This window comes from Streptomyces sp. NRRL S-1022 (genome assembly GCF_000720135.1).
Lineage (GTDB): Bacteria > Actinomycetota > Actinomycetes > Streptomycetales > Streptomycetaceae > Streptomyces.
Genome location: NZ_JOIU01000003.1, coordinates 184,456 through 198,137, shown reverse-complemented (window position 1 = coordinate 198,137; position 13,682 = coordinate 184,456). Strand labels below are relative to the sequence as shown.

Below are 13,682 nucleotides of genomic sequence, written 5' to 3'. Positions count from 1 at the left end.
GGGACCCCCACCCAACGAGTGAACGTGGCTACGCCACGTTCACTCGTTGACCGGGCGGGGCTGCTTCCAGCCACGCGAGAAATCCGGTCAGCGCGTCTTCGCTCATGGCGAGTTCGAGGCGTGTGCCCCGATGCGTACAGGCCAGCACCACCGCGTCCGACAGCAGCGCCAGCTCCTCCTCGCCCTCGGGCAGCCGGCGGCCGGCCACCTCGATCTGCGCCCGTTCCAGGACGCGGCGGGGACGCAGGGCGTAGGAGAAGACCCGGTACCACTCGATGCGGTCGCCGTTGTAGCGGGCGACGCCGTAGGACCAGCCCTTCCCGCCCGTGTCCGGTTTCTCGGGTACGTCCCAGCGCAGCGAGCAGTCGAAGGTGCCGCCGGAGCGCTGGATGAGCCTGCGGCGCAGCCCGAACAGGAACAGCCCCACCACCACGAGCGCGACCACGATCCCGCACACAGTCAGAGCGAGGACCATCGGCACCGACCTCCTCGTCTCCTAGGTAATGGAACGGAAAAAACACCCACATCTACTTCAGCCGCGGCTGGGACCGAAAGGTCCCAGCCGCGGCTGAGTCACGTCAACGTACAGCGCGCGGCTAGCGCGCCGTCGCAGCACGCAGTCGGACGTCCGCGCGGCGCTCGGCGGCGGCGTCGCCCTCCGCCTTCGCGCGCTCCAGCTCCCGCTCCGTGCGCTGGACATCGATCTCGTCCGACAGTTCGGCGATCTCGGCCAGCAGCGAGAGCTTGTCGTCCGCGAACGAGATGAAACCGCCGTGCACCGCGGCGACGACCGTTCCACCATCACTCGTACGGATGGTCACCGGGCCCGACTCCAGCACACCGAGCAGCGGCTGGTGACCGGGCATGACGCCGATGTCGCCGGACGTGGTGCGCGCGACGACCAGGGTGGCCTCGCCGGACCAGACCTGGCGGTCGGCGGCGACCAGCTCGACGTGCAGCTCAGCAGCCAAGGGTGGCTCCTCGGGTCACCACCCGGCGGGGGTGCCGGGTGTTGGGGTCAATTCTAGTGGGCGTGGGTGAGGGGGCGGGACGCACCCGCCCCCTCGGATGAGCACGGGGCTCAGGAGACGCCCAGCTCCTTCGCGTTCTTCTTGAGGTCCTCAAGACCACCGCACATGAAGAACGCCTGCTCCGGGAAGTGGTCGTACTCGCCGTCGCAGATCGCGTTGAACGCGGCGATCGACTCGTCCAGGGGCACGTCCGAACCGTCCACGCCGGTGAACTGCTTGGCGACGTGGGTGTTCTGGGACAGGAAGCGCTCCACACGACGGGCACGATGGACGACGAGCTTGTCCTCCTCGCCCAGCTCGTCGATACCGAGGATCGCGATGATGTCCTGGAGGTCCTTGTACTTCTGCAGGATCGTCTTCACGCGCATGGCCGTGTTGTAGTGGTCCAGCGTGATGTAGCGCGGGTCCAGGATCCGGGACGTGGAGTCCAGCGGGTCCACGGCCGGGTAGATGCCCTTCTCGGAGATCGGACGGGACAGAACCGTCGTCGCGTCGAGGTGGGCGAAGGTGGTCGCCGGGGCCGGGTCGGTCAGGTCGTCGGCGGGGACGTAGATCGCCTGCATCGAGGTGATCGAGTGACCGCGGGTCGAGGTGATGCGCTCCTGGAGGAGGCCCATCTCGTCGGCCAGGTTCGGCTGGTAACCCACCGCGGACGGCATGCGGCCGAGCAGCGTGGAGACCTCGGAGCCGGCCTGCGTGAAGCGGAAGATGTTGTCGATGAAGAACAGCACGTCCTGCTTCTGGACGTCACGGAAGTACTCGGCCATGGTGAGGCCGGCCAGCGCGACGCGCAGACGGGTGCCCGGGGGCTCGTCCATCTGACCGAAGACCAGCGCGGTCTTGTCGATGACGCCCGAGTCGGACATCTCCTCGATCAGGTCGTTGCCCTCACGGGTGCGCTCACCGACACCGGCGAACACGGAGACACCGTCGTGGTTGTTGGCGACACGGTAGATCATCTCCTGGATGAGCACCGTCTTGCCGACGCCGGCGCCGCCGAACAGACCGATCTTGCCGCCCTTGACGTACGGGGTCAGCAGGTCGATGACCTTGACGCCGGTCTCGAACATCTCGGTCTTCGACTCAAGCTCGTCGAAGTTCGGGGCCTTGCGGTGGATGGACCAGCGCTCGCCCTCGTACCGCTCGTCGACGTTCAGCACCTCACCGAGGGTGTTGAACACCTTGCCCTTGGTGAAGTCGCCGACCGGGACGGTGATGCCGTCGCCGGTGTCGGTGACCGGGGCCTGGCGGACCAGGCCGTCGGTGGGCTGCATGGAGATGGTGCGGACCAGGCCGTCACCCAGGTGCTGGGCGACCTCCAGGGTCAGGATCTTCTTCTCGCCCGCGTTGGCCGGGTCGGCGACCTCGACGTGGAGGGCGTTGTAGATCTCCGGCATCGCGTCGACGGGGAACTCCACGTCGACGACCGGGCCGATGACCCGGGCGACGCGGCCCGTAGCCGTCGCGGTCTCAACAGTGGTGGTCATTTATCGGTCACTCCCCGCGGTCGCGTCGGCGAGGGCGCTCGCGCCACCGACGATCTCGCTGATTTCCTGGGTGATTTCGGCCTGGCGGGCCGCGTTGGCAAGACGGGAGAGCGTGTTGATCAGCTCGCCCGCGTTGTCGGTGGCCGACTTCATCGCGCGCCGCGTGGCGGCGTGCTTCGAAGCGGCCGACTGGAGCAGCGCGTTGTAGATGCGGCTCTCCACGTAGCGCGGCAGCAGGGCGTCGAGAACGTCCTCCGCCGAGGGCTCGAAGTCGTACAGCGGGAGGATCTCGCCCTTCGGGTGAGCCTCCTCGGCGACCTCTTCGAGGCGCAGCGGCAGCAGCCGGGCGTCCAGCGCCGTCTGCGTCATCATCGAGACGAACTCGGTGAAGACGATGTGGAGTTCGTCCACACCACCATCGGCCGTGTCCTTCTCGATCGCCTCGATCAGAGGCGCCGCCACCTTCTTGGCGTCCGCGTACGTCGGCTCGTCCGTGAAGCCCGTCCACGACTCCGCGATCTTGCGCTCACGGAAGTTGTAGTGGGCCACACCGCGCCGGCCGACGATGTATGTGTCGACCTGCTTGCCCTCGCGCTCCAGGCGCTCGGTCAGCTGCTCCGCCGCCTTGATGGCGTTGGAGTTGAAGGCGCCGGCCAGACCGCGGTCGCTCGTGAGGAGCAGGACCGCGGCACGGGCCGGGTTCTCCGCCTCCGTGGTGAGCGGGTGCTTGGTGTTCGACCCCGTACCGACCGCCGTGACCGCGCGCGTCAGCTCGGTCGCGTACGGCGTGGAGGCCGCCACCTTGCGCTGCGCCTTGACGACGCGCGAGGCGGCGATCATCTCCATCGCCTTGGTGATCTTCTTGGTCGCGGTGACGGATCGGATGCGACGCTTGTAGACCCGGAGCTGGGCTCCCATGAGTCAGGTCCCTTCCTTACGTCACTTGGCGGCAGCGGCAGGAGTGTCCTCGCCGAGCAGCTTGCCGTCCGAGGTCTCGAACTGCTTCTTGAACTCGACGATCGCGTCGGCCACTGCGGTCAGCGTGTCGTCGGACATCTTGCCGCCCTCGCGGATGGAGGTCATGAGGCCCTGCTCCTTGCGGTGCAGGTACTCCAGCAGCTCCTTCTCGAAGCGGCGGATGTCGGCGACCGGCACGTCGTCCATCTTGCCGGTGGTACCGGCCCACACGGAGACGACCTGGTCCTCGGTGGACATCGGCTGGTACTGGTCCTGCTTCAGCAGCTCGACCATGCGCTGACCGCGCTCCAGCTGCGACTTCGACGCGGCGTCCAGGTCGGAACCGAAGGCGGCGAACGCCTCCAGCTCACGGAACTGCGCGAGGTCGACACGGAGGCGGCCGGAGACCTGCTTCATCGCCTTGTGCTGCGCGGAACCACCGACTCGGGAGACGGAGATACCGACGTTCAGCGCGGGGCGCTGACCGGCGTTGAACAGGTCCGACTCCAGGAAGCACTGGCCGTCGGTGATGGAGATGACGTTGGTCGGGATGAACGCCGAGACGTCGTTGGCCTTGGTCTCGACGATCGGCAGACCGGTCATCGAACCGGCACCCATGTCGTCGGAGAGCTTGGCGCAGCGCTCCAGCAGACGGGAGTGCAGGTAGAAGACGTCACCCGGGTAGGCCTCACGGCCCGGCGGGCGGCGCAGCAGCAGGGACACGGCGCGGTAGGCGTCGGCCTGCTTCGAGAGGTCGTCGAAGATGATGAGGACGTGCTTGCCCTCGTACATCCACTGCTGACCGATGGCCGAGCCGGTGTACGGCGCCAGGTACTTGAAGCCGGCCGGGTCGGACGCCGGGGCGGCGACGATGGTCGTGTACTCCAGCGCGTGGTTCTCCTCCAGCGCGCGGCGCACGCCGGCGATGGTGGAGCCCTTCTGGCCGATGGCGACGTAGATGCAGCGGACCTGCTTCTTCGGGTCGCCGGTGCGCCAGTTGTCCCGCTGGTTGATGATCGTGTCGACGGCCAGGGCCGTCTTGCCGGTCTGACGGTCACCGATGATCAGCTGACGCTGACCACGGCCGATCGGGGTCATCGCGTCGACGGCCTTGTAGCCGGTCTCCATCGGCTCGTGCACCGACTTGCGCTGCATGACCGTGGGGGCCTGCAGCTCCAGCGCACGGCGGCCGGACGTCTCGATCTCGCCGAGGCCGTCGATCGGGTTGCCGAGCGGGTCGACGACGCGGCCGAGGTAGCCCTCGCCGACCGCGACGGAGAGGACCTCGCCGGTACGGGTGACCGGCTGACCCTCCTCGATGCCGCTGAACTCACCGAGGACGACGGCGCCGATCTCGCGCTCTTCCAGGTTCAGCGCGAGACCGAGGGAGCCGTCCTCGAACTTCAGCAGCTCGTTCGCCATGGCCGAGGGCAGGCCCTCGATCTTGGCGATACCGTCGCCGGCGACGGTGACCGTACCGACCTCCTCGCGCGAGGCCGCGTCCGGCTTGTACGACTGGACGAAGTTCTCCAGCGCGTCCCGGATCTCCTCCGGCCGGATCGTGAGCTCCGCCATCTGGGTTCCCTGCTCTCCTTGTTGGGCCCGAAGTTTCACTTTGGGGGGATGGGGACTCCCCCCAACAGGAGGTGAATCCTCTGCACGGCCCAACCAGGGCCGTAAGCACGTTCTTTTGTGTTGCTGCTAGCTCGCCATGCGGCGGGCGGCGTCGTCCAGTCGGTCCGCGACGGAGCCGTTGATGACCTCGTCACCGACCTGCACCCGGAGCCCGCCGATGACGTCGGGGTCCACGTCCAGGTTGAGGTGCATCCGGCGGCCGTAGAGCTTCGCCAGGGCATCGCCCAGACGGCGCTTCTGCGGGTCGCTCAGCGGCACTGCGGAGGTGACGGTCGCAACCAGGCGGTCCCGACGCTCGGCGGCGAGCTTGGACAGGGACTCCAGTCCCGCTTCCAGGCTACGTCCACGCGGCGCGGTGACGAGGCGGACCACCAGGCGCTCGGTGACGGGCTTGGCCCGACCGCCGAGGAGCCGGTGCAGCAGCTCGACCTTGGCCGAGGCGCTCGCGGCGCGGTCGGTCAGCGCGGCCCGCAGCCCGGTGTTGGAGGAGACGATCCGGCCGAACCGGAACAGCTCGTCCTCGACGTCGTCGAGGGTGCCGGTCTTCTCCGCGGCCGTGAGGTCGGCGATGTCCGCCAGCTCCTCCAGCGCGTCCACCAGGTCGCGGGGCTGCGACCAGCGGGACCGGGCCAGTCCGGACACCAGGTCGGCGGTGGCACCGCTGACCTGGCCGCCGATCAGGCGCTGGACCAGATGCGCCTTCGCCTCCCCGGGCTGCGCCGGGTCGGTGAGGACCCGGCGCAGGCCGGCCTCGCGGTCGAGCAGCGCGGTGACGGCCGCCAGCTCGTCGGCGAGCTGCACGGCGTCCACGGACGTGGAGTCCGTCAGCGCGTCGAGACGCTCACGGGCGGCTGCCAGGGCCTCGCGGCTCGCTCCGTTCATCGCGTGGCCTCGGCCTTCTCCTCGAGCTCGTCGAGGAAGCGGTCGATCACACGGCTCTGGCGGGCGTGGTCCTCAAGGGACTCGCCGACGAGCTTGCCGGCCAGGTCGGTGGCGAGCTTGCCGACGTCCTGACGCAGCGCGGACGCGGCGGCCTTGCGGTCGGCCTCGATCTGGGCGTGACCGGCGGCGACGATCTCCTCGCGCTGCCGCTGGCCCTCGGCCCGCATCTCGGCGATGAGCGTGGCACCCTGCTCCTGCGCCTCCTGGCGCAGACGCGCGGCCTCGTGCCGGGCCTCGGCGAGCTGAGCCTTGTACTGCTCAAGGACGCTCTGGGCCTCGACCTTCATGGCGTCGGCCTCTTCGATGCCGCCTTCGATCGCCGCGCGACGCTCCTCCAGAACCTTGTTGATGTTCGGAAGCAGCTTCTTCCAGAAGAAGAAGAACACGATGGCGAAGGCGATGGTGCCGATGAGCAGCTCGGGACCGGCCGGGAGGAGCGGGTTCTGCTCCGTCTCCTCGGCCGCCAGCTGTGCCAGGTTGGCGATCACATCAGTGCCTTTCGTCGAAACGTGTCGGTGGAGGGGTGATTACCGACCGAACACGAACGGCATAACGATGCCGATGAGGGCGAGCGCCTCACAGAAGGCGAAGCCGAGGATCTGGTTGGCGCGGATCAGACCGGCGGCCTCGGGCTGACGGGCGAGGGCCTGGGTGCCGTTACCGAAGATGATGCCGACGCCGATGCCGGGGCCGATGGCCGCGAGGCCGTAACCGATGGAGCCGACGGAGCCGTGGACGCCGGTTTCAGCAGCAAGGGTCTGGAGAGCGGACATGCCGGTTCTTCCTTCTCTTTCATGGACCGGTGGGGGTTGGCCACCGGACGACTGGGGGTTTTGGGGCGGTGGTACGACTCAGTGGTGCTCGGCGAGAGCGCCCTGAATGTAGGAGCAGGCGAGGAGTACGAAGACGTACGCCTGGACGGCCTGCACGAAGAGCTCGAAGAGGATCATGGCGATCGTCATCACGAAGGAGACGCCGGCGCCCACGACCAGCCAGCTGTTCAGCAGGTACCAGGAGGCCACAGTGAACATGACCAGCATCAGGTGGCCGGCGAACATGTTGGCGAACAGTCGCACCGCGTGCGTGAACGGGCGGACCAGCAGGTTCGAGAAGAACTCGATGACCATGACGAGCGGCAGCACGGCGCCGAGCGACTTGTCGTAGCCCGTGACGTTCTTGAAGAAGCCGACGAAGCCGTGCTTCTTGAAGGTGAGCGCCACCCAGGTGATGTAGACGACCGCGGCCAGCACCGCGGGGAAGGCGATCACCGAGGCCACCGGGAACTGGGCCAGCGGGATCACGGACCAGATGTTCATGATCCAGATGAAGAAGAACAGCGAGACCATGAACGGGACGTACTTCTCGCCCTCGCGCTTGCCGAGCGTCTCGTACACGATGCCGCGGCGCACGAAGTCGTAGCCGGCCTCGCCGACCATCTGGAGCTTGCCCGGGACGACCTTGGCCTTGCCGAAGGCCGCCCAGAAGAAGGCGATGACGAGCACGGTGGTGACGAGCGCGAGCAGCATCACCTTGTTGAACTCGAAGCCCCCGACCGTGGCGAGCGGCTTGAACAGGAAGGACTGCAGGCCCGGGGCCGGGAAGCCACACCCGTTGTCGGACATGATCCGACAACTCCAGTCAAAGGCGAGCTGGGTCTGGTCAGCACTCACCGCGGGCTCCTTCGGCGTGACGCATAGGTACGGCAACCTCGTTGTGTCGGCGCGGCACACGGCCGCGGATCGGCACCGGACTGGTGTTACGGATGTGGGGGCGGCTGGAGGGCATCGAGCCTCGCGATCGAGCAGGCGTCAGCTCGGATGCCCGCGCCCGCGATGCCGCAGTTGGCACCGGACGATAGCAGGAGATCTCACAAGCCTTTATCCCGCCCCTACGGCTCACTGCTTCGGCCCTGTCTTCTCGGCCTTCTCGCTCTTCGAGGAGTCCGGGTCGACGTAGAAGATCTTGGCCTTCATGTGCGCGCGTGCCTGCGCGGCCATCCACACGACGGTCGCGACGACGAGCGACAGCGCGAACGTCTTCGCGTTGAAGAGGGACGTGTCCTTGAAAACGGCGACGAAGATCAGGAGGAGCAGCAGCTGCGCCATGTAGAGCATCAGGCCCATGGCCTGGAACAGCTGCGGGAGCGTTTTTGCCGTCCACTGCAGCACGAGGAGGCCGACTCCCATGAACAGGACGGCCAGCACCGTGCCGACAGCCGCGCCGAGCGCACCCTTGCCCCCCGCGACCGCGGCGCTCACGGCGACGGCGATCGCGCCTGCGACCGCTGTGGGCACAGCGATCCGCAGTAGGTTCCGGGCGTCATTGGACGGCATGGCGGCAACTCCGCTTTCACAGGGGGCAGGGTGTCGTCATGGACGAGCGTAGTCCCGGGCTGAGTGATCGAGACCTCACACCAATGGACCGTCGCACTCAGGTCCTTCGGTTCTATCCGGGGTTCTCGTGAACCGTATCACAAACTATTTGATGAGGTCTTTACCTGCTGAGTGTGCTTGCTGTCACACATGAGAGTGACAGTGCCCGTCTGTGCAAAAACCGAGCCGACTTGTCTGGTATTGGGGGTGTTCGCTCCCCCACGACTTGGCAATGCTCTAGTCAGATTCTTACCTTGTCGTCAACGGCGATCGAGGAATCGTGACCTGGCGCCGATCGCGGTCGCCCCGTTGACGCCCGAGACGCCCGCCGGGACCGGCGACCGCTCCCCGCCCTCCGGAACCTCCGCTTCCACGGCGGTGACGGCCTCCGGGGCCCGGCGCCGCCTGCGGTACCGCGGCGGCACGAACCGCTGGGCCCACACCGGCACCCGCGGGGTGAAGCGCGGGAGCAGCAGCAGGACCAGGCCGACCGCGCTCAGGAAGACCACGCCCAGGACGATCCACATGGACGCCGAGTTGACGGAGTACGCCAGCGCCCCGAACCCGATCAGCCCCGACCAGAAGTACATGATCAGCACGGCCCGGCTGTGCGAGTGCCCGATCTCCAGCAGCCGGTGGTGCAGGTGCCCGCGGTCGGCGGCGAACGGCGACTGGCCGCGCCAGGTGCGGCGCACGATCGCCAGGACCAGGTCGGCGGCCGGCACCGCGATGATCGTCAGCGGCAGCAGCAGCGGGATGTAGACGGGGACCGTCTGGTGGACCGCCGCCTTCTCCGACCCGGTGAACAGGGCGAGGGCGTCCGGGTCCACCTGACCGGTGATCGAGATCGCGCCGGCCGACAGCACCAGGCCGATCAGCATCGATCCCGAGTCGCCCATGAAGATCCGCGCGGGGTGCATGTTGTGCGGCAGGAAGCCCAGGCACATGCCCATCAGGATGGCCGCGAACAGCGTGCCGGGGGCGGCGGCCTCGATGCCGTACGAGTACCAGATCCGGTAGGCGTACAGGAAGAACGCGCCCGCCGCGATGCACACCATGCCGGCCGCGAGACCGTCCAGGCCGTCCACGAAGTTCACCGCGTTGATCGTGATGACCACCAGGGCCACCGTCAGCAGGGTGCCCTGCCACTGGGTCAGGGCGACGTTGCCGACGCCCGGGATGGGCAGCCACAGGATCGTCAGGCCCTGCATGACCATCACGCCCGCGGCGATCATCTGGCCGCCCAGCTTGATCAGCGCGTCGATCTCGAACTTGTCGTCCAGGACGCCGATCAGCCAGATCAGGGCGGCCCCGGAGAGCAGCGCCCGCGGCTCGTTCGACTTCGCGAAGACCTCGTTGAGGTTGCTCAGGTGGTCCGCGACCAGCAGGCCCGCGCACAGCCCGAAGAACATGGCGATACCGCCGAGGCGCGGGGTGGGTTCCCGGTGCACGTCCCGGGCCCTGATCTCCGGCATCGCCCCGGCCACGATCGCGAACTTCCGTACCGGCCCTGTCAGCAGATACGTCACCGCGGCCGTGATGCAGAGCGTCAGCAGGTATTCACGCACGGGCTTCCCCACAGGTCTCGCTGGCCATCACAGCCCCACACCCTAGCGACGGACGCATATGGATGAGGACTTCCGGGTAGCGACGATGGTTGCACGCCCGGCTGTGCACCCCGGCCGCCCGCCCCCGGCTCAGCCCGGATACGGCGGGAACCGGCCGGTGAGCGCGCGCACCTCCTCCCGCGCCGCCGCCGGCTCCGTCCCGCCCCGCAGCACGTCCGCCAGCAGCGCCGCGATCCGCACCATCTCCGGTTCACCCATGCCCTGGGTGGTCACCGCGGCCGTCCCCAGGCGCAGGCCGCGGCCGTCGCCGTGCGGCAGCGCGCAGCAGTCCATCACCAGGCCGGCCGCGAGGAGCCGGCCACGGGCACCGCGGCCGTCCACACCGAGCGGCGCCGGGTCCGCGGTGATCAGGTGGGTGTCGGTGCCGCCGGTGGTCACGGCCAGCCCCTCGGCGGCCAGGTGACCGGCGAGCACCCGGGCGTTGGCGACCACCTGATGGGCGTACCCGGTGAACGCCGGTGTCGCCGCCTCGCCGAAGGCGACGGCCTTGGCGGCGATGGTGTGCATCTGGGCGCCGCCCTGGGTGAAGGGGAACACCGCCCGGTCGACGCGCTCGGCCAGCTCGGCCCCGCACAGGATCATCCCGCCGCGCGGGCCGCGCAGCACCTTGTGGGTGGTCGCGCACACGATGTCCGCGTACGGCACCGGGCTGGGCGCCGCACCGCCGGCCACCAGCCCGATCGGATGCGCCGCGTCCGCGATCAGGTAGGCCCCGACCTCGTCGGCGACCTCGCGGAAGAAGGCGTAGTCGATGTGACGGGGGTAGGCGATGGAGCCGCACACGATCGCCTTGGGCCGGTGGTTGCGGGCCAGGTGGCGCACCTGGTCGTGGTCGATCAGCCCGCTCTCGGCGTCGACGCCGTAGCCGACGAAGTCGAACCAGCGGCCGGAGAAGTTCGCCGGCGAGCCGTGCGTGAGATGGCCGCCGTAGGGCAGGCCGAGGGCGAGGACGGTGTCACCGGGGCGCAGCAGCGCCGCGTAGGCGGCCAGCACGGCCGAGGAGCCGGAGTGGGCCTGCACGTTGGCGTGCTCGGCGCCGAACAGGGCCTTGGCCCGGTCGACGGCGGCGCGTTCGGCGACGTCGACGATCTCGCAGCCGCCGTGGTGGCGGGCGCCGGGATAGCCCTCGGCGTACTTGTTGGCGAACGACGAGCCGAGGGCGGCGAGCACGGCCGGGGAGCAGAAGTTCTCGGCGGCGATCAGCTGGAGGGTGGTCGACTGCCTCTCCAGCTCGGCGAGGAGGAGTTCGGCCATCGCCGGGTCCTGGTGCCGCAGGACGTCGGTCTCAAGGGTAGGGGTGACCGACATGGCGGGCTCCCGGGCGGTCGACGGTGACGTATCCCCAATGTAGGCCCGGGTCGCGGCGCACGCGCGGCCGTCACGCCCGCCGGTGTCCCCGTGCGCACGCCCTATGTACGCGCCGGCACGCCCGTCAGCGCCGTCACCACCGGATCCAGCGCGTCCCTTATCTCGTCGCCGATGGAGCGGAAGAAGGTCAGCGGGGCGCCGTACGGGTCGTAGACCTCGTCCGCCTCGGCGGTCGGGGCGAGCAGCCAGCCGCGCAGGGCCGCCGCCGCGCGCACCAGCGCCCGGGCGCGCAGCACCACGCCGTCCTCCAGCGGCGGCAGGGTGGCCGGGTCTATGGCCCGCACCAGCCGGGTGAACTCCTTCAGCGTGAAGGTGCGCAGGCCCGCCGAGTGGCCCATGGAGATGACCTGGGCGCGGTGGTCGCGGGTGGCGGTGAGCACCAGGTCGGCCATGATCACGTGCTCGTCCAGCAGCTCCCGGCCGACGAAGCCGGAGGCGTCCGCGCCGAACTCGCCCAGCACGGTCTCCGCGTGGGACTCCATGGGTGCGCCCTCGTGCCCCCAGGTGCCGGCGCTCTCCACGACCAGCCCGCCGCCGAGTACGCCGAGCCGCTCCGCGACGAAGTGCCGGGTCAGCCGCTCGGTGATGGGCGAGCGGCACACGTTGCCGGTGCTGACATGGAGGATGCGGAAGGTGTCGCGGGGGAACCCGAACGTGGTCGTCTCCTCCGCGCTGTAGCCCCCGCCGCCTATGCCACGCCCCGCTTCAGGGGCCGTCAATTCGCCACCTCAAGGTCGGGTACGACCTTGCGCAGCTCCTCCGCGGAGAGCGCGCCGGCGCGCAGCAGCACCGGCACCTCGCGCGAGACGTCCACGATGGACGACGGCACGTTGGCCGGGGTGGGGCCGCCGTCGAGGTAGACGGAGACGGAGTCGCCGAGCATCTCCTGGGCGGCGTCGCAGTCCTCCGGTGCGGGGTGGCCGGTGAGGTTCGCCGAGGAGACGGCCATCGGGCCGACCTCGGTGAGCAGTTCGATGGCGACCGGGTGCAGCGGCATGCGCACGGCGACCGTGCCGCGGGTGTCGCCGAGGTCCCACTGGAGGGACGGCTGGTGCTTGGCGACGATCGTCAGGGCGCCCGGCCAGAACGCGTCGACCAGCTCCCAGGCCATCTCGGAGAAGTCCGTGACCAGGCCGTGCAGGGTGTTCGGGGAGCCGATGAGGACGGGGGTGGGCATGTTGCGGCCCCGGCCCTTGGCGGCCAGCAGGTCGGCGACGGCCTCGGAGGAGAACGCGTCGGCGCCGATGCCGTACACCGTGTCGGTCGGCAGCACCACCAGCTCGCCACGGCGGACGGCGGACGCGGCCTCGCGCAGACCCGTCACGCGGTCGGTCGCGTCGTTGGTGTCGTATCGCCGTGCCATGTCTAGCTGGCCTCCTCGTACACGTACTGCGGGGTCGAAGTCTGCGGAGTGCTCACGGCAGCGCCTTGCGCGCGGTGGCGAACCGGGGGCGGTTGTTGAGGTCGGGGTGGTCCGCCGCGTCGGCCCAGCCCCGCTCCTCGGTGAAGATCCACGGCACCTGGCCGCCCTGGGTGTCGGCGTGCTCGATCACGACGACGCCGCCGGGGCGCAGCAGCCGGTGCGCGGTGCGCTCGATGCCGCGGATCAGGTCGAGGCCGTCCTCGCCGGAGAAGAGCGCCATCTCCGGGTCGTAGTCGCGGGCCTCGGGGGCGACGTACTCCCACTCGGTGAGCGGGATGTACGGCGGGTTGGAGATGACCAGGTCGACCTGGCCGTCCAGGTCCGGGAAGGCGGACAGGGCGTCGCCCTGCCGCAGGTCGACGCGGGAGCCGGCGACGTTCTTGCGGGTCCACACCAGGGCGTCCTCGGACAGCTCCACGGCGTGCACGCGCGAGCGCGGGACCTCCTGGGCGAGGGCGAGCGCGATGGCGCCGGAGCCGGTGCACAGGTCGACGATGCACGGCTCGACCACGTCCATGGCGCGCACGGCGTCTATGGCCCAGCCGACCACCGACTCGGTCTCCGGGCGGGGCACGAACACCCCGGGGCCGACCTGGAGTTCCAGGTACCGGAAGTAGGCCCGCCCGGTGATGTGCTGCAGCGGCTCGCGCTGCTCGCGCCGGGCGATGACCTCCCAGTACCGGGCGTCGAAGTCGGCGTCCTTCACGGAGTGCAGAGCGCCGCGCTTCACGCCGTGCACGAACGCGGCCAGCTCCTCCGCGTCGGTGCGCGGCGAGGGCACGCCGGCGTCGGCCAGCCGCTGGGTGGCCTGGGCCACCTCCGCGAGCAGCAGGTTCACG

General features: G+C 69.3%; 15 protein-coding genes. All 15 read right to left on the bottom strand.

All coding sequences use genetic code 11. From position 1 onward, the window contains the following. Positions 1 to 28: 28 nt before the first annotated feature. The 15 genes from IG05_RS0104355 to prmC all read right to left on the bottom strand — a co-directional run bounded on the left by IG05_RS0104355 (position 29) and on the right by prmC (position 13,681). Positions 29 to 475: a DUF2550 domain-containing protein gene (locus IG05_RS0104355; protein WP_030339284.1), complete on the bottom strand. Its 447-nt coding sequence runs from the start codon at positions 473 to 475 to the stop codon at positions 29 to 31. Between the two features lie 121 nt (positions 476 to 596). After that, positions 597 to 971 (bottom strand): F0F1 ATP synthase subunit epsilon, encoded by a 375-nt coding sequence (locus IG05_RS0104350; RefSeq protein ID WP_030339282.1) that lies wholly within the window; start codon positions 969 to 971, stop codon positions 597 to 599. Positions 972 to 1,081: 110 nt separating this feature from the next. After that, complete coding sequence (gene atpD, locus IG05_RS0104345) at positions 1,082 to 2,518, bottom strand: F0F1 ATP synthase subunit beta (RefSeq protein ID WP_030339280.1); 1,437 nt, start codon at positions 2,516 to 2,518, stop codon at positions 1,082 to 1,084. Next, the gene (locus tag IG05_RS0104340; RefSeq protein WP_030339278.1) at positions 2,519 to 3,436 is read right to left on the bottom strand and encodes a F0F1 ATP synthase subunit gamma; all 918 of its coding nucleotides are present in this window, start codon (positions 3,434 to 3,436) and stop codon (positions 2,519 to 2,521) included. Between the two features lie 21 nt (positions 3,437 to 3,457). Continuing rightward, positions 3,458 to 5,050: a F0F1 ATP synthase subunit alpha gene (gene atpA, locus IG05_RS0104335; RefSeq protein ID WP_030339276.1), complete on the bottom strand. Its 1,593-nt coding sequence runs from the start codon at positions 5,048 to 5,050 to the stop codon at positions 3,458 to 3,460. Positions 5,051 to 5,176: 126 nt separating this feature from the next. Then, entirely contained in the window at positions 5,177 to 5,992 is an 816-nt protein-coding gene (locus IG05_RS0104330) for a F0F1 ATP synthase subunit delta (protein WP_030339274.1), read from the bottom strand. Next, complete coding sequence (locus tag IG05_RS0104325) at positions 5,989 to 6,540, bottom strand: F0F1 ATP synthase subunit B (RefSeq protein ID WP_030339271.1); 552 nt, start codon at positions 6,538 to 6,540, stop codon at positions 5,989 to 5,991. Before IG05_RS0104325 ends, IG05_RS0104330 begins: the two co-directional genes overlap by 4 nt. 39 nt (positions 6,541 to 6,579) lie before the next feature. Next, positions 6,580 to 6,825: an ATP synthase F0 subunit C gene (gene atpE, locus IG05_RS0104320; RefSeq protein ID WP_030339269.1), complete on the bottom strand. Its 246-nt coding sequence runs from the start codon at positions 6,823 to 6,825 to the stop codon at positions 6,580 to 6,582. A gap of 78 nt (positions 6,826 to 6,903) precedes the next feature. After that, complete coding sequence (gene atpB, locus IG05_RS0104315) at positions 6,904 to 7,674, bottom strand: F0F1 ATP synthase subunit A (protein ID WP_030339267.1); 771 nt, start codon at positions 7,672 to 7,674, stop codon at positions 6,904 to 6,906. A 273-nt stretch (positions 7,675 to 7,947) separates the two neighbouring features. Beyond that, a complete protein-coding gene (locus tag IG05_RS0104310; RefSeq protein ID WP_030339265.1) occupies positions 7,948 to 8,385 on the bottom strand; it encodes a hypothetical protein in 438 nt (145 codons plus the stop codon). 299 nt (positions 8,386 to 8,684) lie between these two features. Further along, positions 8,685 to 9,992, bottom strand: coding sequence for an MraY family glycosyltransferase (locus IG05_RS0104305; protein WP_030339262.1), 1,308 nt, complete (start codon positions 9,990 to 9,992; stop codon positions 8,685 to 8,687). A gap of 129 nt (positions 9,993 to 10,121) precedes the next feature. Next, entirely contained in the window at positions 10,122 to 11,360 is a 1,239-nt protein-coding gene (gene glyA / locus IG05_RS0104300; protein ID WP_030339260.1) for a serine hydroxymethyltransferase, read from the bottom strand. Positions 11,361 to 11,461: 101 nt separating this feature from the next. Continuing rightward, positions 11,462 to 12,139: a protein-tyrosine-phosphatase gene (locus IG05_RS0104295; RefSeq protein WP_030339258.1), complete on the bottom strand. Its 678-nt coding sequence runs from the start codon at positions 12,137 to 12,139 to the stop codon at positions 11,462 to 11,464. Continuing rightward, positions 12,136 to 12,783 (bottom strand): L-threonylcarbamoyladenylate synthase, encoded by a 648-nt coding sequence (locus IG05_RS0104290; RefSeq protein ID WP_030339256.1) that lies wholly within the window; start codon positions 12,781 to 12,783, stop codon positions 12,136 to 12,138. Before IG05_RS0104290 ends, IG05_RS0104295 begins: the two co-directional genes overlap by 4 nt. Before the next feature lie 52 nt (positions 12,784 to 12,835). Further along, the gene (gene prmC, locus IG05_RS0104285; protein WP_030339254.1) at positions 12,836 to 13,681 is read right to left on the bottom strand and encodes a peptide chain release factor N(5)-glutamine methyltransferase; all 846 of its coding nucleotides are present in this window, start codon (positions 13,679 to 13,681) and stop codon (positions 12,836 to 12,838) included. Position 13,682 lies beyond the last annotated feature (1 nt).

Bases quoted from the DNA above. Each gene is read 5' to 3' on its own strand.
- IG05_RS0104355 (WP_030339284.1), bottom strand. From the start codon at position 475: ATGGTCCTCGCTCTGACTGTGTGCGGGATCGTGGTCGCGCTCGTGGTG.
- atpD (WP_030339280.1), bottom strand. From the start codon at position 2,518: ATGACCACCACTGTTGAGACCGCGACGGCTACGGGCCGCGTCGCCCGG.
- IG05_RS0104340 (WP_030339278.1), bottom strand. From the start codon at position 3,436: ATGGGAGCCCAGCTCCGGGTCTACAAGCGTCGCATCCGATCCGTCACC.
- atpA (WP_030339276.1), bottom strand. From the start codon at position 5,050: ATGGCGGAGCTCACGATCCGGCCGGAGGAGATCCGGGACGCGCTGGAG.
- IG05_RS0104330 (WP_030339274.1), bottom strand. From the start codon at position 5,992: ATGAACGGAGCGAGCCGCGAGGCCCTGGCAGCCGCCCGTGAGCGTCTC.
- atpE (WP_030339269.1), bottom strand. From the start codon at position 6,825: ATGTCCGCTCTCCAGACCCTTGCTGCTGAAACCGGCGTCCACGGCTCC.
- atpB (WP_030339267.1), bottom strand. From the start codon at position 7,674: ATGTCCGACAACGGGTGTGGCTTCCCGGCCCCGGGCCTGCAGTCCTTC.
- IG05_RS0104310 (WP_030339265.1), bottom strand. From the start codon at position 8,385: ATGCCGTCCAATGACGCCCGGAACCTACTGCGGATCGCTGTGCCCACA.
- glyA (WP_030339260.1), bottom strand. From the start codon at position 11,360: ATGTCGGTCACCCCTACCCTTGAGACCGACGTCCTGCGGCACCAGGAC.
- IG05_RS0104290 (WP_030339256.1), bottom strand. From the start codon at position 12,783: ATGGCACGGCGATACGACACCAACGACGCGACCGACCGCGTGACGGGT.